The 20999-nt window shown below is 65.3% G+C and carries 20 protein-coding genes; 10 read left to right on the top strand and 10 right to left on the bottom strand.

Going from position 1 to position 20999, the window contains the following annotated elements:
• Positions 1-259 precede the first annotated feature (259 nt).
• The 4 genes from QX128_RS05800 to QX128_RS05785 all read right to left on the bottom strand — a co-directional run bounded on the left by QX128_RS05800 (position 260) and on the right by QX128_RS05785 (position 4120).
• Positions 260-1237, bottom strand: a complete 978-nt coding sequence (locus QX128_RS05800) for a HEAT repeat domain-containing protein (protein ID WP_316236903.1) — start codon at positions 1235-1237, stop codon at positions 260-262.
• A 2-nt stretch (positions 1238-1239) separates the two neighbouring features.
• On the bottom strand, positions 1240-1473 hold the full coding sequence (locus tag QX128_RS05795; RefSeq protein WP_006609939.1) for a ferredoxin family protein: 234 nt from the start codon (positions 1471-1473) through the stop codon (positions 1240-1242).
• A 21-nt stretch (positions 1474-1494) separates the two neighbouring features.
• The gene (locus QX128_RS05790; protein ID WP_316236902.1) at positions 1495-3237 is read right to left on the bottom strand and encodes a fumarate reductase/succinate dehydrogenase flavoprotein subunit; all 1743 of its coding nucleotides are present in this window, start codon (positions 3235-3237) and stop codon (positions 1495-1497) included.
• A 109-nt stretch (positions 3238-3346) separates the two neighbouring features.
• Positions 3347-4120, bottom strand: coding sequence for a ferredoxin--NADP reductase (locus tag QX128_RS05785; RefSeq protein ID WP_316181611.1), 774 nt, complete (start codon positions 4118-4120; stop codon positions 3347-3349).
• A 253-nt stretch (positions 4121-4373) separates the two neighbouring features.
• Between QX128_RS05785 and QX128_RS05780 the strand changes: the two genes are divergently transcribed.
• From QX128_RS05780 to QX128_RS05755, 6 genes are all read left to right on the top strand, one after another.
• Entirely contained in the window at positions 4374-4664 is a 291-nt protein-coding gene (locus QX128_RS05780; RefSeq protein ID WP_316181609.1) for a gamma-butyrobetaine hydroxylase-like domain-containing protein, read from the top strand.
• Positions 4665-4737: 73 nt separating this feature from the next.
• Positions 4738-5523, top strand: coding sequence for a Crp/Fnr family transcriptional regulator (locus QX128_RS05775; protein WP_316181607.1), 786 nt, complete (start codon positions 4738-4740; stop codon positions 5521-5523).
• A 163-nt stretch (positions 5524-5686) separates the two neighbouring features.
• A complete protein-coding gene (locus tag QX128_RS05770) occupies positions 5687-7102 on the top strand; it encodes an ABC transporter substrate-binding protein (protein ID WP_316236901.1) in 1416 nt (471 codons plus the stop codon).
• The gene (locus QX128_RS05765; protein WP_316236900.1) at positions 7099-7986 is read left to right on the top strand and encodes an ABC transporter permease; all 888 of its coding nucleotides are present in this window, start codon (positions 7099-7101) and stop codon (positions 7984-7986) included. Before QX128_RS05770 ends, QX128_RS05765 begins: the two co-directional genes overlap by 4 nt.
• Positions 7983-8855 carry an ABC transporter ATP-binding protein gene (locus QX128_RS05760; protein ID WP_315802033.1) on the top strand — a complete coding sequence of 291 codons (873 nt, stop codon included), beginning with the start codon at positions 7983-7985 and terminating at the stop codon, positions 8853-8855. Before QX128_RS05765 ends, QX128_RS05760 begins: the two co-directional genes overlap by 4 nt.
• A 306-nt stretch (positions 8856-9161) precedes the next feature.
• A complete protein-coding gene (locus QX128_RS05755) occupies positions 9162-9920 on the top strand; it encodes an SDR family oxidoreductase (protein WP_316181604.1) in 759 nt (252 codons plus the stop codon).
• 13 nt (positions 9921-9933) lie between these two features.
• Here the strand turns inward: QX128_RS05755 and QX128_RS05750 are convergent, their stop codons facing one another.
• A complete protein-coding gene (locus QX128_RS05750; RefSeq protein WP_315802031.1) occupies positions 9934-10959 on the bottom strand; it encodes a LacI family DNA-binding transcriptional regulator in 1026 nt (341 codons plus the stop codon).
• Between the two features lie 223 nt (positions 10960-11182).
• On the opposite strand from QX128_RS05750, the gene QX128_RS05745 reads away from it, so the two are divergent.
• The 4 genes from QX128_RS05745 to QX128_RS05730 all read left to right on the top strand — a co-directional run bounded on the left by QX128_RS05745 (position 11183) and on the right by QX128_RS05730 (position 15893).
• A complete protein-coding gene (locus QX128_RS05745) occupies positions 11183-12322 on the top strand; it encodes a sugar ABC transporter substrate-binding protein (RefSeq protein ID WP_410053131.1) in 1140 nt (379 codons plus the stop codon).
• Positions 12323-12397: 75 nt separating this feature from the next.
• Positions 12398-13939 carry a sugar ABC transporter ATP-binding protein gene (locus QX128_RS05740; protein ID WP_316236898.1) on the top strand — a complete coding sequence of 514 codons (1542 nt, stop codon included), beginning with the start codon at positions 12398-12400 and terminating at the stop codon, positions 13937-13939.
• Positions 13936-14916: an ABC transporter permease gene (locus QX128_RS05735; RefSeq protein ID WP_316236897.1), complete on the top strand. Its 981-nt coding sequence runs from the start codon at positions 13936-13938 to the stop codon at positions 14914-14916. The genes QX128_RS05740 and QX128_RS05735 overlap by 4 nt, the downstream gene beginning before the upstream one ends.
• A complete protein-coding gene (locus QX128_RS05730) occupies positions 14913-15893 on the top strand; it encodes an ABC transporter permease (RefSeq protein WP_316217788.1) in 981 nt (326 codons plus the stop codon). Before QX128_RS05735 ends, QX128_RS05730 begins: the two co-directional genes overlap by 4 nt.
• 58 nt (positions 15894-15951) lie before the next feature.
• On the opposite strand, the gene QX128_RS05725 is transcribed toward QX128_RS05730, so the two are convergent.
• The 5 genes from QX128_RS05725 to QX128_RS05705 all read right to left on the bottom strand — a co-directional run bounded on the left by QX128_RS05725 (position 15952) and on the right by QX128_RS05705 (position 20980).
• Positions 15952-16647: an ABC transporter ATP-binding protein gene (locus tag QX128_RS05725; protein WP_315713534.1), complete on the bottom strand. Its 696-nt coding sequence runs from the start codon at positions 16645-16647 to the stop codon at positions 15952-15954.
• Positions 16647-17396, bottom strand: coding sequence for an ABC transporter ATP-binding protein (locus QX128_RS05720; RefSeq protein ID WP_315802026.1), 750 nt, complete (start codon positions 17394-17396; stop codon positions 16647-16649). Before QX128_RS05720 ends, QX128_RS05725 begins: the two co-directional genes overlap by 1 nt.
• Positions 17393-18685: a branched-chain amino acid ABC transporter permease gene (locus QX128_RS05715; RefSeq protein WP_316236896.1), complete on the bottom strand. Its 1293-nt coding sequence runs from the start codon at positions 18683-18685 to the stop codon at positions 17393-17395. The genes QX128_RS05720 and QX128_RS05715 overlap by 4 nt, the downstream gene beginning before the upstream one ends.
• Positions 18682-19629 (bottom strand): branched-chain amino acid ABC transporter permease, encoded by a 948-nt coding sequence (locus QX128_RS05710; protein ID WP_315802024.1) that lies wholly within the window; start codon positions 19627-19629, stop codon positions 18682-18684. Before QX128_RS05710 ends, QX128_RS05715 begins: the two co-directional genes overlap by 4 nt.
• A 118-nt stretch (positions 19630-19747) precedes the next feature.
• Positions 19748-20980 carry a branched-chain amino acid ABC transporter substrate-binding protein gene (locus QX128_RS05705; RefSeq protein ID WP_315802023.1) on the bottom strand — a complete coding sequence of 411 codons (1233 nt, stop codon included), beginning with the start codon at positions 20978-20980 and terminating at the stop codon, positions 19748-19750.
• Positions 20981-20999: the final 19 nt, after the last annotated feature.

The following is a 20999-nucleotide window of genomic DNA, read 5'->3' as shown; positions in this document are numbered from 1 at the left end:
GGCGTGTGACCATGGCCGGATTGGCCGGCCGCTCCTCGTTTGCGCTGCAGCGGTGATGATGCCCGATGGATGCGTCCGACGTTTCTGTCAGACAATCCGGGAGCCGTCCAGAACCGGACGTGGGGTGCACGCGAACGTGCGGCGCGCGGCCCTGCGGGGCTCGCGCGCGATCGGCCGCGACATCATCGTCGCAAGACTCGTCATCTGGTTTGCCGCCTGGTCCGGCAGGCGGTCGGGAACGCTCGCGGCCGGCGCGCGATTACGCGCCGGTTCTCGCCTTGCTCGCCGCGATCTGGTGCAGCGCCCATCTCGCGTTCTTGCGAACGTCGGGATCGAGATCGTCGGCGACCAGCGCGAGGTACGGCTCGCCGTCGGGCGCGGCGATCTCGCCCAGCGCAGCCGCCGCCTCCTTGCGCAGATTGGCCTGCTCGTGGGTGATGCATTGGCCGATCGGCCGCACCGCATGCAGCACCTTCATGCGTCCGAGGCTGCGGATCGCCTTCAGGCGCACCTGCCAGAACTCATCCGCCAGGCAGGCGATCAACGGATCGGCGGCGACTGCACCATTGACATTGAGCCCGAGGGTCTCGGCCGCCATCTCCCGCACCATCCAGTCGGAATCCTTGAGCGCGCGGGTGATGGTCTCCGCGGCGATCTTCATGTGCGAGAAGGCGAGCGCGCTGACCGCCGCACGCCGGACATGCGCATCGGGATCACCGATCAACGCCGTCAGCGCCGGAATCGACTCCTCGAGCTTGAGGAAGCCGATGACGCCGATCGCCTGCACGCGGACGGCGGCATCCGGGTCCTGCAGCGCCTCCAGCGCCGGCTTGAGCGTATCCTTGCGCCGCAGCTCCTTCAGCGCGCGCAGCGCGCCCATCCGGACGAAGGCGTGGGCATGCTTCACCAGCGGCAGGATGGCGTCGGCCGAAGCGGGATCCTTGAACTCGGCGAGACTGTCGGCGGCTGCCGATGCGACGATCCGCTCGGGATCAACGAGCAATTGGACCAGCGCCTCCGCCGCCTCCGGCCCGTCGAACTCGCCGAGCGCCATGGCGACCTGCTGGCGCACGCCGGCGTCGGGATCGGCGACCATCTTCGCCAGATGCGTGACCGCGGCGGGATCGCCGGAATGTCCCAACGCGATGATCGCGACCCGCCGCTCCGCCGGATCGGCAGCACCGAGCCGCTCGTCGGCGTCGTCGAGATCGTCGTAGGATTCGAACGGGCTCGACATGATCACCTCAACAGATAGGGAATGTTGACGGTGACGGCGCCGGTCGGGCAATCCGCCTCGCAGGGCATGCAGTACCAGCATTCGTCATAGGCCATGAAGGCCTTGCCGGTCATGTCGCTGATCCTGAGCACGTCGAGCGGGCAGACGTCGACGCAGACCGTGCAGCCCTTGTCGGCGATGCATTTGGCGTCGTCGACGACGACCGGAACCGACGTCTGATAGGTGGCAAGAGGCATGTCTCGTTCTCCGTCTGATCGTCAGGCGCTGGCGCGGATGCGCTGCTTGTCGTAGAGGTCCTTCTCGTCGTCCGCGATCGGCACGACATAGGGTTGCACCGCCCGCTTCTCGCTGGTCATGCGGCCGTCCTGCTTGCTCAGCAGCGTGTGGCAGAACCAGTTCTCGTTGTCCTTGTCCGGAAAATCGGTGCGCCAGTGATAGAGCCCCCAGCGGCTCTCCTCGCGGAACAGCGAGGCATGGGCCGCCATATCAGCGCAATCCATGATCGACTGCACCTCCAGCGCACGCAGCAGCTCGTGCGCGTTGCGCGCGATCATGCGCTCCTGCATGTCCTCGCGGACCTCGGCGAGCCGGCGCATGCCGAGCTCGTACTTCCGCGTCACCTTCGGCGGCTGCAGATAGTCGTTGACGAGCCTCCGCGTCTTATACTCGATCTGGTTCGGCGGAATGCCGTCCTCGCGCTTGGTCGGCGCCAGCACGCGCTCGCGCTCCAGCGCGACCTCGGCGGCATCGATCTCGCCGAAATCATGGTTGTCGGCGAACTCCATCGCGTCGAGCCCGGCGAACGACCCGTTGGTGAATGCGCCCAGCATGTAGTTGTGCGGAACGCTGGCCATGTCACCGGCCGCATAGAGCCCGGGCACGGTCGTGCGGGCATTGTCGTCGACGAACACGCCCGACGCGCTGTGGCCTGAGCAGAAGCCGATCTCGGAGATGTGCATCTCGATCGATTCCTTGCGGTAGTCGACGCCGCGTCCCTCCTGGAACAGTCCGCGTGTGGGACGCTCGACCTTGTGCAGGGTGTGCTCGATCTCCTCGATCGTCTTGTCGTGCAGGTGCTTGAGCTGCAGGAACACGGGCCCCTTGCCCGACAGCAGCTCGTTGTAGAACTCCAGCATCATCTGGCCCGACCAATAGTCGCACTCGATGAAGCGGCGGTCCTCGTTGTTGGCGGTGTAGGCGCCGAAGGGCCCGGCGACGTAAGCGCAGGCCGGGCCGTTGTAATCCTTGATCAGCGGGTTGATCTGGAAGCATTCGAGATTGGCGAGCGCGGCACCCGCGTGATAGGCCATCGCGTAGCCGTCGCCGGAATTGGCGGCGTTCTCATAGGTACCAAACATGTAGCCCGAGGTCGGCAGGCCGAGCCGTCCCGCCGCGCCCATGCACAGGATGACAGCCTTGGCCTTGATCACCAGCATCTCGGCGGTGCGGGTGTTGACGCTGACGGCGCCGGCAATGCGGCCATCGCTCGACTTCAGGAGCCGCGTCGCCATGTAGCGGTTGGAGATCAGGATGCGCGCGCGGCGCAACTGACGGTACAACGCCTTCTTGACGGTCTCGCCGTTCGGCATCGGCAGCACATAGGTACCGATGTGGTGAACCTTCTTGACGGCGTAGTCGCCGTTCTCGTTCTTGAGAAAGCGGATGCCGAAGCCGTCGAGCTCCTCGATGATCCCGTAGCAGCTCTGGGCGTATTTATAGACCGCCTTCTGATCCACGATGCCGTCATTGGCGATCGTGATTTCCTTGGTGTACTGCTCCGGCGTCGCGTAGCCGGGGATGACGGCGTTGTTCAGGCCGTCCATGCCCATCGAGATCGCGCCGGAGCGCTTGACGTTCGCCTTCTCGAGCAGAACGACGTTGGCCTTCGGATTCTTCATCTTTGCCTTCAGGGCGGCCATCGGGCCGGCGGTACCGCCGCCGATCACCAGCACGTCGCAGGACACCTCCGAGAGGCCGTCGACGATCTCATCCATTGCCATTCTAAGCTCCTGCTTGGCCGGGAAACCACCGGTCCGTGTCAGAGTTGTTCAGCGGCGCGCCCGGCGATAGCAATTAGTTGTCGCCGGGACGCAATTCTTCCGCCGGCGCTCAGCGCTCGACGAACGCCTTCTCGACCACGAAATGGCCGGGCGTGCTGTGGTTGCCCTCGACGAAGCCGCGGTCCTCCAGCATGGCCTGGAGCTCGGCCAGCATCGCCGGGCTGCCGCAGAGCATGACGCGGTCGGTCTCGACATCGAGGTCGGGGCCGCCGATGTCGGCGAACATCTGCCCCGATGCGATCAGATCGGTGATGCGTCCACGGTTACGGAACGGCTCGCGGGTCACCGTGGGGTAATGAAGCAGCCGGTCTCGGACCAGGGGGCCGAAGAATTCATGGCCGCGCAGGCTGTCGACGAGCTGCTCGCCATAGGCGAGCTCCGAGACCTGGCGGCAGCCATGGGCCAGAATGATGGTCTCATAGGTCTCGTAGATGTCGGGATCCTTGACCAGGCTGGCGAACGGCGCCAGCCCGGTGCCGGTCGACAGCAGCAGCAGACGCCTGCCGGGAATGAGGTTGCCCGCGATCAGCGTTCCCGTCGCCTTGCGCCCGACGAGAATGCGATCACCCTCCTTGATCTTCTGCAGCCGTGAGGTCAGCGGCCCGTCCGCGACCTTGATGCTGAAGAACTCCAGCTCCTCCTCGTGATTGGCGCTCGCCATGCTGTAGGCGCGCAGCAGCGGCCGGCCGTCGACCTCCAGTCCGATCATCGCGAACTGCCCGTTCTGGAAGCGGAAGCCCGGATCACGCGTGGCGGTGAAGCTGAACAGCGAATCGGTCCAGTGCCGGACCGACAACACCGTCTCGGTCTGAAAAGCGCTCATCGTCGTCTCCTAAAGGCGCGGGACGCGCCGTGTGGCGGTTGCTGAGCACGATCTCGCGGAAACGGCGCCGTCCGGCAATTTCGAACGTGCTGCGACGGTCGATTAGTTGCGAAGATTGTTCCAGGAAAAGCCGAGCGCGCCCAACGAAGCAGCAGCGCTCGACAATCCGTCGAACGAGGCAATTAGTTGCTGGGTGCTCCGAACCGTCTCCCCTAGCGTGATGACACCGGCCTCGGCACAACCAGGAGGAGCCATGATTGCAGCCGACATCGCTGACGGCGAGGTCAGTCCCGACCTGGCATCATTGCGGCTACGGAACGCGAGCGGCGCACCCGCGGTGCTGTCCGCCGAACGGCTGCGCCTGTCCTGCATGTGCGCGCATTGCAGGCGGGCCCGCTTCGACGGCCGCTTCCCGTCGCAATTTCCCGGGATCGGCATCGTGGGGGTCGGTGACCTCGGCTACGGCCTGAACATCGCGTTTTCCGACGGCCATAATCGTGGCATCTATCCGAAATCATACCTCTGGGAACTCGCTGCCGTTTGAGGCCCTCACGCGGCGACGGATGGCACGAACATTGCTCCGCTTCTGATCAGTATGATCAATGCGGAGGCAAGACATGTTGCTGCAGGCGGCCAAATCAGCTGCGGAAGCCGTGCCCTCTCCCATGACCTCAGCACGCGCGGTGACCAGTTCGTCGCTCCTGCTCACCGAAAGTCAGCAATCCATCGGCGGCCCGCCGTCGCTGATCGAAAGGCTCAGCCTGCGCGAGCGTGAGCTGGTGCTGAAGCAGGGCCGCCGCAAGGTCCTGAACCGCGGCCAGACGCTGTTCAGTCAGGGCGCCCGGCACGACGGCATTTTCCTGGTCGAGAGCGGCCGCATCCGCGTGTTCTACACGTCCCCGCAGGGGCGCGAGATCACGCTGGCCTATTGGCATGTCGGCAATTTCGTCGGCGGTCCCGAAGTGTTCGACACCGGCGTGCATCAATGGTCCGGCATCGCGGCCAGCAATGCCAGCGTGATCCAGCTTCCGGGCAAGGAGCTGCGAACGCTGGTGGCGGAGATCCCCAATCTGGCGATCGGACTGATCGAAGGGTTGAGCTTCAAGGGAAAATGCTACTCCGCCCTGGCCCAGATGCTGGGGACCCGTTCGATCACCGAGCGGCTCGCCCATCTGCTGCTGCATCTCGTCGACCTCTATGGCGTCGACGATCCCGACGGCAAGGTCATTGCCGCGGCCTTCACCCATGCCGACATCGCCCACATGGTCGGCGCGACGCGGCAGTGGGTGACGATCAGCCTCAAGCGGATGCAGGAAAAGAATATCGTCCGTACCAGGCGGTCGCAGATCGTGGTCTGCCGGCCCGACGTCCTGGACGAGATGCGCGGCCAGGCCGCGGATTAGCCGGCCTGCTCATGCAAGCGGCTGTCATGAGCGAAATTGCCCAAGGAGTACGCAACCGGATTTTGACGGCAACTAATCCACCCGCTGCCGAACTCCGGATTTGCGCTCGTGGACGCGGCCTTCATCATGGCGCCATCAGCCATCCAACCGAACGGGGATGAGAATGGTCCGCTGCCGTCACGCGCTATTACTATCCGTCACCTGTCTGTCCCTGATTGCGGCGCAGCCCGTCGCAGCAGAGACGGTCACGATCGGCATAGGCACCCAGGACACCACGACCAACACGGTGACTGCCGGCACCATCGTGCGGCAGCTTCACCTGCTGGAGAAGTATCTGCCCAAGGACGGCAAATACGCCAACATCAAGTTCGAAATCGAGTGGCAGAACTTCACGTCCGGCCCGCCCGTCACCAACGGGATGATGGCGAACAAGCTGCAGTTCGGCATGATGGGCGACTACCCGCTGATCGTGAACGGCTTCACCTTCGAGAACAATCCCGAGAGCAAGAGCCGGCTGATCGCGGTCGCCGCCTACAGCCTCGCCGGCTCCGGCAACGGCATCGTCGTTCACAAGGACTCGCCCTACTATGAACTCTCCGACCTCAAGGGCAAGCTGGTCAGCGTGCCGTTCGGCTCGGCCGCACATGGCATGGTGCTGAAGGCGCTTCAGGACGCCGGCTATCCGGCGGACTTCTTCCAGCTCGTGAGCCAGACGCCGGAGGTCGGCTCGACGAACCTGCAGGAAAAGAAGATCGACGCGCACGCCGATTTCGTTCCGTTCGCCGAGTTGCTGCCGTTCCGCGGCTATGCGCGCAAGATCTTCGACGGCGTCCAGACCAACCTGCCGACCTTCCACGGCGTCGTCGTCCGCACCGACTTTGCGGAGAAGTATCCCGAGGTCGTCATCGCCTATGTCAAGGCAGTCATCGCCGCCAACCAGTGGCTGCGCCAGGATCCGAAAGCGGCGGCCGAAAAGATCCAGGAATGGACCGGGATCAACAAGGAGGTCGTCTACATCTTCCTCGGTCCCGGCGGCAACATGACCACGGATCCGACGATCAAGCCGGCGCTGGTGGATGCCGCCGCGACTGACGTCAAGGTGCTGCAGAGCCTCGGCCGCATGAAGGAGTTCGATCCGAAGAAGTGGGTGGACGACAGCTACATCCGCAAGGCCTATGCCGAGCTGAAGCTGGACTATGACAAGGATCTCGCCAGCACCGCGAACTACGAAATCTCCGGCAAGGACAAGTTCTGCAACAGGCCGATCACCGAGCCGCGCAAGGCCGGCGAGGTCTGGATCGACGGCGAGGGCATCACAGCCTTCAGCAGCGCGGCCTGCACGCTCGGCGCCTATGCCGACTACAAGGCCAAGGGCAAGAAGATCAACGTCGCCTACGTCTTCGACACCGCGCGCGGCATCAAGCTGTTCGCCGACCAGGCGTTCTTCGCCGCCGCCAATGGCGAGATCGCGCCGTTCCTGCTGAAGAAGGATGCCGAGGCCTATGCCGCCAAGGTCGGCGGCAAGGTGGTGGGTCTCGATGACGCCGTGAAGCTGGCGGTGGCGGGAGGCAAGACTTGAGCAGCCCCGCCCTGATGACATCGCCCGACCAGGCTGCGGCGACCGCCGCGCCTGGCACCGCGCCCCCGCCGAGCCGACCGGACGTCTCCGCCCGCGCGGCACGCTGGTTCCGGTTGAACCAGGACCGGCTGCAGTCGCTGCTGATCGGCACCGCGTCGCTGATCCTGTTCCTGATCGCCTGGCACCTGCTGACGACCTACCGCGTCGTCTTCTTCGTGAAGTTCACCAACGTGCCGGCGCCGCTGGCGGTCTATGCGAGCTTCACCAAGGCGATCCACGATCCGAAATTCCTGATGCACATCCTGCTCAGTTGCCGCCGGATCTTCATCGGTTTCTCGCTCGCCGCGCTGGTCGGCGTGCCGCTCGGCCTGATCATGGGCCGCTTCAAGCTGGTGCACGAGATCGTGTTTCCGGTCGCCGAGGTGCTGCGTCCGATTCCGGCCATCGCCTGGGTCCCGATGGCGATCATGCTGTGGCCGACCAACGAGCAGAGCATTGTCTTCATCACCTTTCTCGGCTCGTTCTTTCCGATCCTGGTCAACACCCTGCACGGCATGACGCTGGTCGATCCCGTGCTGGTGCGCGCCGCCAAATGCCTTGGCGCCCGGGAGGCGTCGATCTTCCGCGAGGTCTATTTCCCGGCGTCGCTGCCGCACATCTTCACTGGCCTCACCGTCGGCATGGGCGTCGCATGGGTGTCGCTGATCGCGGCCGAGATGATCTCGGGACAGTTCGGCATCGGCTACTTCACCTGGGAAGCCTATTCACTGGTCCAGTATGCCGACATCGCGCTCGGGATGATCGCGATCGGCGTGCTCGGGCTCGGCTCGAGCCTCGTGATCCGCGCAGCTGGACAATTGGTGATGCCCTGGAGGTCGCGATGAGCCAAGCCGCAGCGGATACGAGACAGGGCCATATCGAGGTCCGCAACTTCGCCCTGAGCTACGAGACCATCGACGGCGCCGTCGAGGCCGTCACCGACACCCAGATCCATGTCGAGCCCGGCGAGTTCGTCTCGATCGTCGGACCGTCGGGTTGCGGCAAGTCGACACTGCTCAACGCTGTCGCGGGCTTCCTCAAACCGACCAGCGGCATCGTCACGGTCGACGGCCAGGCCGTGACCGGACCCAGCGCCGAACGCGGCATGGTGTTTCAGCAATATTCGCTGTTTCCCTGGAAGACGGTGCGCGAGAACGTCGAGTTCGGGCTGAAGATGCGCGGCATGGCGAAGTTCGAGCGCGCACGCGCGGCGCGGACTCTGCTCGGCCTCGCCGGTCTCGAGGCGTTCGAGAACCATTATCCCGAGCGTCTCTCCGGCGGCATGAAGCAGCGCGTCGGCATCGTGCGCGCGCTCGCCACCGGCCCCAAGGTGCTGCTGCTCGACGAGCCGTTCGGCGCGCTGGACGCGCAGACCCGCATCATCATGCAGCAGATCCTCACCAACATGTGGCAGCGGCTGAAGATCTCGGTGCTGTTCGTCACCCACGACATCGACGAGGCGATCTTCCTGTCCGACCGCGTCTACTGCATGACCGCGCGCCCCGGCTCGATCAAGGCCGAAATCCAGATCCCGCTCGAGCGCCCACGCCAGCAAGCGATGATGATGTCGTCGGAATTCCTGGCGCTGCGGCGCGGGCTGATGTCGTTGATCCGCGAGGAGAGCCTGAAGGCGATGGGCGGCGAGATCACCGATCTCGGCATGCAGGGACTGAGCATCGAGTTGCAGGGCCAGTCGATCTCCGAAATCCTCTGAAGGGTTTTGCGCTCGACCGACGGCGGCCGGTCCAGCTCCGAAGAAGGCGCCCGATGGTCGCACCCGAGCGGCGCAACAGGTGCTGGCGTCCCGGCCGGTCCTGGCGCAGAATGCCGGATAGCAAACAACGACGTCGCAGGGGGAACGCCCGGATCCGTCAGCATCGACATCGGGCGTGAGGGTGCTCGCAGGCGCACATCGAGGGGTCCAGCCGGACGCACCGGCCGTGCACAGCACGGACGACGTCCGCAATGCGGCCGGTGCCATCGCGCGCAGCCGCTCTCCAGGCGCAACTGAGAGGAACCAATGCAGGGCACCATCTACCCAAGCCTCAAGGATCGGGCCGTTCTCGTGACCGGCGGCGGCTCCGGCATCGGGGAAGCGATCGTCCGCAATTTCGTCGGCCAAGGCGCGCGTGTCGGGTTCATCGACATCGATCTGGAGGCCTCGCAGCAAGTGCTGGCGAGCCTGCCTGCGGAGGCCAAGGTGCACTTTGCGCATGCCGATCTGCGCGACATCGCCGCGCTGAGGGCTGCGGTCGCCGGCGCCCGCGAGGCGCTCGGGCCGATCACCATCCTCGTGAACAATGCGGCGCGCGACGACCGCCACGCGATCGAGGACGTCACGCCGGACTATTGGGACGAGCGCATCGCCGTGAACCTCAAGCATCAGTTCTTCGCGGCCCAGGCGGTTGCGCCGGACATGATCCAGGCGGGAGGCGGCGCGATCGTCAATCTCGGCTCGGTGAGCTGGGTGCTCGGCCAGGGCAACATGCCCTGCTACACCACGGCGAAGTCGGCGATCCAGGGACTGACGCGCGCTCTCGCCCGCGATCTCGGCCCCAGCAACATCCGGGTCAATTCCATCCTTCCGGGCTGGATCATGACCGAGCGCCAGCAGCGAATGTGGCTGACGCCCGAGGGCGAGGCCGAGCTGATGCGGCGCCAATGCCTCAAGCGCAAGCTCGTGCCGGACGACATCGCCCGCGTAGTGCTGTTCTTCGCCGCCGACGACAGCGGCGCCTGCACCAACCAGAACTACATCGTCGACGGCGGCTGGGCCTGAGACCGCGCCGCTCTCACGATGCAACCAGATGCGGCCCGGTGCTGCCGCGCGCGACGATCTCGAAACCGAGGTCGATCTGCCGCGCTCTCGGCCGCCTGCCGGTGGCGATCACCTGAAGCACCAGTTCGGACGCCACGCGCCCCATGTCGGCGCGCGGCGTCAGCACGGTCGACAGCGGCGGATTGGAGGCCGCCGCGAATTCCAGGTCATTGAAGCCGATCAGCGAAATCCGGCGCGGGACCTCCAGCCCCGCCTGCTGGCAGGCGAACAACGCCCCGAGCGCGATGTTGTCGTCGCAGCAGAAGATCGCGTCGGGGGCTTCGCTCGCGAGCATCTCCTCGGTCAGCTTCCGCCCCAGCGAGATCGTCGCCTGGGCCGGGAGCCAGGCCACCAGCGACGCGCCGTCCAGCCCGGCTTCCGCCAGCGCTGCGTGATACCCCTCGAGCCGGGCGCGGGCCCGGTCGTCGCGCTGTCCCGAGAGATAGGCGATCCGCCGATGTCCCAGCTCGATCAGGAAGCGGGTCGCGGCATGGCCGCCCTGGCGCTGCGAAAGTCCGACATTCAGATCGATCGGATCGTCGGTCAGCTCGAACGTCTGCACCACCGGAATCCGCGAGCGTTCGAGAATGCGCCGTGCCGCCCGCGTCTGGTTCACCCCGACCAGGATCAGCGCCTCGATGTTCTGGCCCAGCAAGGTCCTGATCGCCCCCTCTTCCTCCTCCGCCGAGTAGCGGCTGCTGACGACGACGGGGCGAAAGCCGAGCGGCAGCAGGGCGTCGTAGATCGCCTGCAGGTAGTCCGCGAAGATGCCGTTGGAGAGCGACGACACGACGATGCCGATGGAATGCGTGCGGGTCGAGGCGAGCCGGCTCGCCGCGAAGTTGGGCACATAGGCCAGCCTGTCGACCGCCGCATCGATCCGCTTGCGCAATTCCGGCGACACCATATCGGGCCGACGCAGCGCCCGCGACACGGTGACAGCGCTGACATTGGCGATGCGCGCGACGTCCTCCAGCGTGGTGCGACGCTTCTGAGACATGATCCTTGCAGCAATGATTCACGCGGATTTGTCCGAACCACATTCATGACATGCGACCGGCCGCTTGGCAAAAGCGGCGCGACGGTAATTGACAGCGCTGTCATTGATCAGTAACGCTGGGCGGGTCGAGACGACGAGCATTGCTCGCACAACCTCCGGAAACAAAGAGGCGTCTCGCACATGCGTCATTGATCTGGCGCCACAACAACAGGGGAGGTCACGAATGTCGTCCAAGTCGATGAGGGCGCGATGCCTTGCCATGTGTGCATCGCTGGTGCTGGTCACCGCGTTTGCCAGCAAGGCGCTGGCGGAGCCGGAGATGGTCAAGGGACCGGCGAGCGAGCCTGAATGCATGGTGCCGTGGACCAAGGACACCAAGTTCTTCAAGTTTCCGGCCAAGAAGGGCCCCTACCGCATCGCACTGGCGAACGGCTACATCGCCAACACCTGGCGCATCCAGATGATCCAGACCGCGAAGGCCTATGCGGCGCAGCCCGAGGTGAAGGCCAAGCTCAAGGAGTTCAAGGTCGTCTCGACCGGCGAGGACGTACCGGCGCAGATCTCGGCGATCAACAACTTCATCGACTCCGGCTATGACGCCATCGTCGTCAACGCGCAGAACCCGACCGCCTTCGGGCCGGTGATCAAGCGCGCCAAGCAGGCCGGCGTGATCCTCGTCGCCTTCGACAACATTCTCGCGACGGAAGACGCGATCAACGTCAATGTCGACCAGAAGGGCCTCGGCGAGCTCTGGGCGAAGTGGCTGGTCAAGAACGTGCCCGGCGGCGGCAAGGTGCTCGAGGTGCGCGGCGTCGCCGGAACCTCGGTCGACACCGACCGTCACAACGGCTTCCACTCCGTTCTCGACGGCTCCGGCAAGAAGTGGCAGGTCACCGAGGTCGTCGGCAAATGGGACGACGGCGTCGCCCAGAAGGCCACGGCCGATGCGATCGCGACCAACGGCCCGTTCGATGCGATCTCCGGCCAGGGTGGCGACACCGGCATCGTGCAGGCCATGCTCGACGCCAAGCACAAGATGGTGCCGTTCGGCGGCGAGACCGAGAACGGCTTCCGCAAGTTCTGCGCCGCCAAGGCCTCGGAAGGCCTGAAATGCTCGTCCGCTGGCACCGGACCTGCGCAGGTCGCGGTCGCGATCAAGGTCGCGCTCGCCGCCCTCGAAGGCAAGGTCGTGCCGCAATCGGTCAAGCTGCCGCTCGCGGTCGTGGAAGATCCGAACTTCAAGAAGGATCAGGACTACTTCCCGGCCCAGTCCGACAACTTCTTCGTCGGCAACTCCTTCCCGACCTGCGGCATCAACTTCACGGCGCAGGAGATCATGGGCCAGTCGAAGGAAAACCAATAGGCCGATGGATCGCTGGTCCGCGGGTTCTCTCGCGGCCAGCCCGTCCCTATTGCCCAAACGACTGGGGAAGCAAGCATGATCGCGGCTGAGCCGCTGTTTCGCGCCGTAGGACTGTCCAAACGCTACGGCGGCGTGATCGCTCTCGACGGTGCGGACCTGGAGGTCCACCCCGGCGGCATCCACGCCATTCTCGGCGAGAACGGCGCCGGCAAGTCGACGCTGATCAAGCTGATGGTCGGCGTGGTCGCACCGGACGAAGGCCGGATGACGCTCGAAGGGCGCGAGGTCGCCTTCAGCGGTCCCTCCGCCGCGAATGATGCCGGCGTCGTCTGCATCTTCCAGGAGCTGTCGCTGATTCCCGACCTGTCGGTCGCGGACAACATCATGATCTCGCATCCGCCGACGCGGTTCGGCATGATCGACCGGCGCGCCCAGCGCCGGCTTGCCGAGGAGGCGCTGCACCGCGCCGGCGCCGGCGACATTCATCCGCGCGCGCTGGTGAAGGACCTGCCGCTGTCGCGCCGGCAGATGGTCGAGATCGCGAAAGCGCTGTCGCGGCGGCCGAAGATCCTGATCCTCGACGAGGCGACCTCGGCGCTGACCGCCTCCGACGTGACCAAGGTATTTACGGTACTGAAGCGCCTGCGCAGCGAGGGGCTGGCGCTGCTCTACATCTCCCACCGCATGCACGAGATCGCCGAGCTCGCCGATGAATGCAGCGTATTCCGCAACGGGCGCCGCATCTCGACCTTCCCGGCCGGCACCAGGACGGATGCCGAAGTGATCGAGCTGATGATCGGCCGCGAGTACAAGCACGCTTTCCCGGACAAGCCGCCGCGCAGGACCGATGGGCGGCCGCCCGCGCTGCAATGCACGAGCATCAGTTGGGGCGACCGGCTGAAGGACATCTCGTTCTCGCTGCAGGCCGGAGAGATCATCGGACTCGGCGGGCTCGACGGCCAGGGCCAGCGCGAGCTGCTGCTGGCGCTGTTCGGCGTGCTGCGCGACTGCCGCGGCGACATTCTGATCGACGGCAACAAGGTGACGATCGACAGCCCCGTCACCGCCAAGTCGGAGCGCATCGGCCTTGCGCTGATTCCGGAGGATCGCAAGACCGAAGGACTGATGCTGCCGATGTCGGTGCGCGACAATCTCTCGGCCGCCGCCTTCGACCGGTTCGCGACATTCGGCATCATCGACCGGCAGCGGCAATCGGCGCTGATCGAGGAGATGATCCGCCTGATCGAGATCAAGACCGCCTCCCCCGATCTCGCCGTCAGCGCGCTCTCCGGCGGCAATCAGCAGAAGGTCGTGATCGCGAAATGGCTGATGAACAAGCCGCGCATCATCCTGCTCAACGATCCGACGCGCGGCATCGACGTCGGCACCAAGCAGGAGATCTACCGGCTGCTGCGCCGGCTTGCCGACGAGGGCGCCGCGATCCTGCTCTATTCGACCGACTATGACGAGCTGATCGGCTGCTGCGACCGCGTGCTGGTGATGTATGATGGCGCGATCAGGCGCCAGCTTGCGGGCGCCGAGATCACCGAGCGCGCGCTGGTCAGCAGTGCGCTCAATGTCGACGAGGGCGAGCGAGCGGAAGCGAGTCTGGCATGACCGAGTGGCGGTACTGGCTCGCCGAACAGCGCGGCACACTGCTCGCGATCGGCATCTTCGTCGCGATGTTCGTGCTCTATGCGACCAATCATCCGGCCGGCTTCAGCGCCAACATGGTGCAGACCGCGGCCAACAAGGCGACGCTGCTGGCCTTCGTCGCCATGGCGCAGGCGATCGTGGTGATCACCGCCGGCATCGATCTGTCCGTCGGCATGATCCTGACATTGACCAACTGCCTCGCGTCCTGGATCGTGGTCGGCACCGCCACCGAGACCGCGCTCGGCGTCGCCGGCGTGCTCGGCACCGGCATCGTCTGCGGCATGATCAACGGCGCGATCGTGATCTTCGGGCGCCTGCAGCCGATCGTGACCACGATCGCCACCGGGGCGATGTACTACGGCATCGCGCTGTTCCTGCGGCCCAATCCCGGCGGATCCGTCAACGAGACGCTGGCGGATGCCTTGACGGGAAGATTATTCGGCGTGCTGCCCACGAGCCTCGTGGCACTGGCTGCGGCGGCACTGCTGATCTGGGTGCCCTATAGCCGCTCGGTCGTCGGCCGCGCCGCGTTCGCGACCGGCTCCTCCGAGGTCGCAGCCTACATGTCCGGCGCGCCGATCCGCGCGGCCAAGTTCGTCGCATACACCTTGGCTGGCCTGCTGTCGGCGATCGGCGGCCTGTTCCTGACGTTCTTCTCCTACACGGGCGAGGCCGCCTATGCGAGCGGCAATGCCTACACCCTGTTCTCGATCGCGGCCGTGGTGCTCGGCGGCGTATCGCTGATGGGCGGACGCGGCAGCGCGATCGGGGCGATCTTCGGCGCACTCGCGTTCCGCACCATCGGCGATCTGCTGTTCGTGTTCGATTTCGATCCGCTGTGGCAGCCGCTGTTCCAGGGGCTGGTGCTGATGCTCGCGGTCTCGATCGGCGCGTTCGGCCTGGTGCGGGTGCGCAATCGGCTGGAGTGGTTCGGATGAGCGACGCAACGGCACCACAACCGGCCCATCGCGGGATCGCCATGCTGCGTCGGATCGATCCGGCGGTGGCGGCCTCGTTCGGCTGCATCGTGCTGCTGCTACTGGTCGGCAGCCTGTATTCGCGCAGCTTCCTGTCGCCGGATTATCTGCTGCAGCAGTTGAAGGTCGCGAGCTTCCTGGGCGTGATCGCCACCGGGATGATGCTGGTGATCCTGCTTGGGCAGATCGACCTGTCGGTGCCTTGGGTGGTGACGACGGGCGCGATGATGGCCTGCGCGGCGGCCGCGCATGGCACGACCGGCGCCATCATCGCGATTCCCTGCGGCATTCTCTGCGGCGCCGCCATCGGTGTCCTGAACGGCATCGGCGTCGCCTATCTGCGCATTCCCTCGATGATCATCACGCTGGCGACCAATGCGGTCGCGCAAGGCCTGATGGTGGCCTACACCGGCGGCTTCGCGCCGCAGGATTCCGCCTCCAAGGCGATGCGCTATCTCGCCACCGGCACGATCGTGCCCGGCCTTCCCAATGCGGTGCTGGTCTGGGCGATCATCGGCGGCGCAGCGATCTGGCTGTTGTCACGGACCACGTTCGGCCGCGCCATCTATGCCATCGGCAATCGCGAGCGCGCGGCCTATCTCTCAGGGATCAATACACGCCGCATCACCATGCTGGCGTTCGCGCTGTCCGGCGCGCTGTCCGCCTTCGGCGGCGTGCTGCTCGCGGGCTATGCCTCGAAGGCGGCGCAGTCGATGGGCGACGCCTATCTGCTGCCCTCGATCGCCGCCGTCGTGCTCGGCGGCACGCACATTCTCGGCGGCCGCGGCAGCTATCTCGGCACCGTCGCCGGCGTCGTGCTGATCACCCTGCTGCAGTCCATTCTGTCGGTGATGCAGATCAGCGAGGCCGGCCGCCAGCTGATCTACGGCGCGGTGATCATCCTGATGCTCCTGATCTACGGCCGCCAGAAGCTGTGATCGAACAGCGACTGGTCCCGCAAGCCGGCCGGTGATCTGCGACGGATGCCGCTGCACCTCACACTTCGAGCCACTCCTGCCGAACCGCGGTGTTGGCCTTGAGCTGATCCGGCGTTCCTTCGAACACGACGCGGCCGTGGCCCATGACATAGACGCGCTTCGAGATCCGCATCGCGATCGAGAGCTTCTGCTCGACGAGCAGGATCGCGACGCCAGCCGCCGCAATCCGGGCGATCAGGTCGCCGACCTGCTGTACGATCAGCGGCGCCAGACCTTCGGTGGGTTCGTCGATCATGATCAGGTCGGGGTCGCCCATCAAGGTCCGGCAGGTGGTCAGCATCTGCTTCTCGCCGCCCGACAGCACGCCAGCCGGCGTATCGGCGCGCGCGGCGAGATTGGGAAACATGTCGAGCATATCCTGGAGGCGCCACTTCCCCGGCCGCCGGGTGTCCTTGATGCCGAGCACGAGATTTTGCCGCACGGTGAGGCTCGGAAAGATGTCGCGATGCTCGGGCACATAGCCAAGCCCAAGGCGCGCGATCTTGTAGCTCGGCAGGCCGGCAATGTCCCGGCCCTTGAAGCGGATCGTCCCCTGCGGACTGACCTCGCCCATGATTGCCTTCACGGTGGTCGAGCGGCCGACGCCGTTGCGGCCGAGCAGGCTCACCACTTCGCCGGCAGCGACGTCGAGGTCGACGCCCTGGAGGATGTGACTCTTGCCGTAATAGGCGTGGAGGTTCCTGACTTCGAGCATCAGTGGGCCTCCTCGCCGAGATAGGCTTCCCTCACCTTCGGGTCCCGACGGATCTCCTCCGGCGTGCCCGACGCGATGATGTGGCCGTAGACCAGCACCGAGATGCGATCGGCGAGACCGAATACCACGCTCATGTCGTGCTCGACGATCACCAGCGTCCGCCCCTCGGTGAGCCGCCGGATCAACGAGACGGCGCGCTCGGTTTCCGCATGGCTCATTCCGGCCGTCGGCTCGTCGAGCATGACGACCGTCGCACCGCTCGCAATGGTGACCCCGATCTCCAGCTCGCGCTGCTCGGCATAAGTCAACAACCCCGCGGGGATGTCACGCCGATGCGTGAGGTGGATGTCGTCGAGGATCTGGGCGGTCCGCTCGCGCACCTCCGGCAGGCTGTCGACGTTCTTCCAGAACGCGTAGCGATGTCCTGTCGCCCACAGCACGGCGCAGCGGACGTTCTCCCACACGGTCATGCGGGCGAACACGTTGGTGACCTGGAACGAGCGCGACAGGCCGCGCCGGTTGATCTCGAACGGCCGCAGGCCCGAGATGACCGCGCCGTTCAATCGCACCTCGCCCGAGGTCGGCCTGATATGCCCGCTGATGAGGTTGAACGTGGTGGACTTGCCAGCGCCGTTCGGGCCGATGATGGCGTGACGCTCGCCCTGGGCGACGCTCAGGTTGAGGTCGCGGATGACGCCGACATTGCCGAAGCGCTTTTCGACGGCACGGACTTCGATGGCCGCGGTCATGCCAGATACCCCCGATCACGCGCCACGGTGGCGGCCCCGTCCCAGGCTCCGGCAATCCGCTGCCACGTCGACCGCGCGACGAAGAAGCCGACGACCACCAGAATCGCGGCGACGCCCCATGTCACGGGGGATTGCGGATTGAAGGCCACGCCGAACAGGTTGATGGCGTCGCCACCCGAATAACGCGCGACCGTCTCGATGGTCAGGATGACGCCGCAAGCGAACGCCGCGGTCGGCACGATGGCAACGAGATAGGACGGGATCACCATTCCGAGCGTTCCGGCACGGACCAGCGGCCGGTGCATCATCAGCAGACCGGCGATGCCACCGGGTGAGAACATGACGATGCCGATGAAGATGATGCCGAAATAGAGCTGCCAGACGCTGGTGAGGCTCGTCAGCCCAAGCTGGAGATAGGTCACCAGGATCGCGCCGAGGATCGGACCGAAGAAGTAGGCCGTCCCACCGATGAAGGTCGCGAACAGCACCAGGCCCGACTGGATTGCACCGAGGTAGGCGGAGTTCGCGATCTCGAAGCTGATCGCCGCGAGGCCGCCCGCGACGCCGGCGAAGAATCCGGCAAAACAATAGGCGAGATAGCGGACGACGTGCGGGTCGTAGCCGATGAACTGGACCCGTTCGGGATTGTCGCGCACCGCATTGCTGATCCGTCCCAGGGGCGTCCGGGTCAGCGCATACATCGCGATTGCCGACAGCACCAGCCAGAACGCGATCAGGTAATAGACCTGCAGCTGCGGCCCGAAGGTCCAGCCGAACATGCGCGGCAGAGCGGTGCGGTCCGTGGTGATGCCGGCTTCGCCGCCGAACACCGAGCGCAGGATCAGCGATGACGACGCCACCAGCTCGCCGATGCCGAGCGAGATCATCGCAAACACCGTGCCGGCGCGCTTGGTCATCACCCAGCCGAGGATGATCGCGAAGGCGAGGCCGCCCAGCCCGCCGAACAGCGGGATGAAGGGCAGCGGAATCGGCCAGCCATGCGCCACCACCACATTCATCATGTGACAGGCCGCGAAGCCGCCCAGGCCGTAGTGAACCGCGTGACCGAACGACAGCAATCCGGTCTGACCGAGGAGGATGTTGTAGGAGAGCGCGAAGACGATCGCGATCCCGATGAGGCTGAACGAGGTCAGCGACCCGCCCGAATTGAAGAGCAGCGGCAGCACGATCAGCGCGGCCACGCCGATCACCCAGACGGCATAGAAGCGGAGACGGGATCCGGCGGGCTCTGCCGCGAGACGAGACGCGGAGGTCACTGCTGCGGTCATGATTCGCGAGTCCCCATCAGGCCCACGGGGCGCACGATCAGGACGAGCACCAGCAGCAGGTAGGGAACGATCGGCGCGACCTGCGCGATCGTCACGTTCCAGATGTCGGTGAGCACCGATGGCCCGGCGGATGGATCGAGCGGGCCGAAGGCGCTCGCCAGCGAGCCGTTCAGCGCCACGGCGAAGGTCTGCACCAGGCCGATCACCAGCGAAGCGATGAAGGCGCCCGGCAGCGAGCCCAGGCCGCCGAACACGATCACCACGAACAGGATCGGCCCGAGCGCCGCGGCCATGTCGGATTGCGTCACCAGGGCGGGACCGGCGATGACGCCGGCGAGACCGGCCAGCGCGCTGCCGACCCCGAACACCACCATGAACACGCGTCCGACATTGTGGCCGAGATGGCCGACCATATGGGGATGGGTCAATGCCGCCTGAACGATCAGGCCGACCCGGGTGCGCTTGAGCACGATCAGCAGCGCCACGAAGATCGTCACCGACACCGCCAGCATGAACAGCTTGTAGGCCGGATAGTTGGTCGAGAAGATCGTGAACGCGGGAAAGTCCAGCAGCGCCGGGACGCGGTAGTCGAGCGGCGTCTTGCCCCAGATCATCGAGACGATTTCCTCGATCGCGAATGCGAGGCCGAAGGTCAGCAGCAGCTCGGCGACGTGACCATGCTTGTGCGTGTTGCGCAGACCGTAACGCTCGACCGCCATGCCGATGGCCCCGACGAGGAGCGGCGCGAGCAGGAGGGCCGGCCAGAAGCCGACCCATTTCGTGAGCTGGAAGCCGAAGAAGGCGCCGAGCATGTAGAAGCTGGCGTGAGCAAAATTGAGCACCCCCATCATGCTGAAGATGACGGTCAGCCCGCTCGACAGCAGGAACAGCAGCATGCCGAACAGCACGCCGTTGAGGGTGGAGATGACGATGAGTTCAAGCACGGTGCACCCGCGAATGTCCGGGGCCTCGATGCCCCGCCGTTCATTCCCTAACAGATCGACGCAGGGCCGACGCCGCTTCCCGCACGGTGAGGCCGTGCGGGAAGCCAGCGCCGATCGATTACGGCCGCGCCATCTTGCACGTCGTCGACACCATGGCCTGGGGCGTATCGACCCTGGAGACCAGGTGCCATCCCCAGCCGGTGTTCTCCTCGTCGAACGGCTCGTTCGCCGCGAGCTTGCCGAAGGACGAGACGTAGATCGGCTGGAAGAACTGGTGATCATCCTTGCGCATGAAGCCGGTGCCGCCATCCAGCACCTCGAGCTTGAGGTCCTCGAGCGCGGCCGCGACCTTCACCGGGTCGATGGAGTTGGCCTTCTCGGCCGCCGCCTTGAACATGCGCATCTCGTTGACCGCCCGCGGATACCACAGCGACATGTTGACCTTGGCGCGGAACGCCTTCTCGTAATCCATCGCAGCCTGATGGCCCGAATTGGCGAAGCCTTCGGTCAGCTGAAAGACCTGATGATCCAGGCCCGTCTGCTTGATGGCGGTCGGGCCGCCGGCGCCGCCCGCGTAATAAGTGTACCAGTTGACCTTCAGGCCGGCATCCGCGGCGGCCTTGAGCAGCAGCGCGATGTCCTGGCCCCAGTTGCCGGTGATGACGCTGTCGGCGCCGGACGCCTTGATCTTGGCAATGTAGGGCGAGAAGTCCGTGATCTTCAGCAGCGGATGCAGCTCGTCGCCGACGATCTGGACATCGGGTCGCTTCGCCGCCAGCATCTTGCGCGCGTCGCTGCGGACCGACTGGCCGAACGAATAGTCCTGATTGATCAGATACACCTTCTTGATGGACGGGATGTCCTTCATGTAGTTGGTGAGCGCCTCCATCTTGATGTCCGAGCTGGCGTCCCAGCGGAAATGCCAGTAGCTGCATTTCTCATTGGTCATGCTCGGATCGACGGCGGCATAGTTGAAGTACAGCACTTCCTTGCCGGGGTTGCGCGTGTTGTGCTTGTTGACGAAATCCTCCAGCGCGAGCCCGACGGACGATCCGTTGCCTTGCGTGATGTAGCGGACGCCGGCGTCGATCGCCTTCTGGGCCTGGACCAGGCTCTCTTGCGGATTGGTCTTATTGTCGAACGGCACGATCTCGACCTTATGGCCGAGAATGCCGCCCTTGGCGTTGAGCTCGTCGGCCAGGTACTGGAACGTCTTCAGGCCGCCCTCGCCAACGCTGGCGCCGCCGCCGGACAGCGGATCGATATAGCCGATCTTGACGGTGTCTTCGGCCTGCGCGGCATGACCGAGCATCGGGACGATCAGGGCAATGGCTAAAGTTAACTTGCGCATAGTTTTGTTTCCTCGCTGG

Source organism: Bradyrhizobium sp. SZCCHNR1015, from assembly GCF_032489875.1.
In the GTDB taxonomy this organism is placed as follows: Bacteria; Pseudomonadota; Alphaproteobacteria; order Rhizobiales; family Xanthobacteraceae; genus Bradyrhizobium.
Note: the sequence above shows the minus strand (reverse complement) of the source record. Positions and strands in the feature narration are given on the sequence as shown.

What these genes read in the sequence shown, in the direction of transcription:
- QX128_RS05800 (WP_316236903.1), bottom strand. Translation starts at nt 1,237, where the DNA reads ATGTCGAGCCCGTTCGAATCCTACGACGATCTCGACGACGCCGACGAG.
- QX128_RS05795 (WP_006609939.1), bottom strand. Translation starts at nt 1,473, where the DNA reads ATGCCTCTTGCCACCTATCAGACGTCGGTTCCGGTCGTCGTCGACGAC.
- QX128_RS05790 (WP_316236902.1), bottom strand. Translation starts at nt 3,237, where the DNA reads ATGGCAATGGATGAGATCGTCGACGGCCTCTCGGAGGTGTCCTGCGAC.
- QX128_RS05785 (WP_316181611.1), bottom strand. Translation starts at nt 4,120, where the DNA reads ATGAGCGCTTTTCAGACCGAGACGGTGTTGTCGGTCCGGCACTGGACC.
- QX128_RS05780 (WP_316181609.1), top strand. Translation starts at nt 4,374, where the DNA reads ATGATTGCAGCCGACATCGCTGACGGCGAGGTCAGTCCCGACCTGGCA.
- QX128_RS05775 (WP_316181607.1), top strand. Translation starts at nt 4,738, where the DNA reads ATGTTGCTGCAGGCGGCCAAATCAGCTGCGGAAGCCGTGCCCTCTCCC.
- QX128_RS05770 (WP_316236901.1), top strand. Translation starts at nt 5,687, where the DNA reads ATGGTCCGCTGCCGTCACGCGCTATTACTATCCGTCACCTGTCTGTCC.
- QX128_RS05760 (WP_315802033.1), top strand. Translation starts at nt 7,983, where the DNA reads ATGAGCCAAGCCGCAGCGGATACGAGACAGGGCCATATCGAGGTCCGC.
- QX128_RS05755 (WP_316181604.1), top strand. Translation starts at nt 9,162, where the DNA reads ATGCAGGGCACCATCTACCCAAGCCTCAAGGATCGGGCCGTTCTCGTG.
- QX128_RS05750 (WP_315802031.1), bottom strand. Translation starts at nt 10,959, where the DNA reads ATGTCTCAGAAGCGTCGCACCACGCTGGAGGACGTCGCGCGCATCGCC.
- QX128_RS05745 (WP_410053131.1), top strand. Translation starts at nt 11,183, where the DNA reads ATGTCGTCCAAGTCGATGAGGGCGCGATGCCTTGCCATGTGTGCATCG.
- QX128_RS05740 (WP_316236898.1), top strand. Translation starts at nt 12,398, where the DNA reads ATGATCGCGGCTGAGCCGCTGTTTCGCGCCGTAGGACTGTCCAAACGC.
- QX128_RS05735 (WP_316236897.1), top strand. Translation starts at nt 13,936, where the DNA reads ATGACCGAGTGGCGGTACTGGCTCGCCGAACAGCGCGGCACACTGCTC.
- QX128_RS05730 (WP_316217788.1), top strand. Translation starts at nt 14,913, where the DNA reads ATGAGCGACGCAACGGCACCACAACCGGCCCATCGCGGGATCGCCATG.
- QX128_RS05725 (WP_315713534.1), bottom strand. Translation starts at nt 16,647, where the DNA reads ATGCTCGAAGTCAGGAACCTCCACGCCTATTACGGCAAGAGTCACATC.
- QX128_RS05720 (WP_315802026.1), bottom strand. Translation starts at nt 17,396, where the DNA reads ATGACCGCGGCCATCGAAGTCCGTGCCGTCGAAAAGCGCTTCGGCAAT.
- QX128_RS05715 (WP_316236896.1), bottom strand. Translation starts at nt 18,685, where the DNA reads ATGACCGCAGCAGTGACCTCCGCGTCTCGTCTCGCGGCAGAGCCCGCC.
- QX128_RS05705 (WP_315802023.1), bottom strand. Translation starts at nt 20,980, where the DNA reads ATGCGCAAGTTAACTTTAGCCATTGCCCTGATCGTCCCGATGCTCGGT.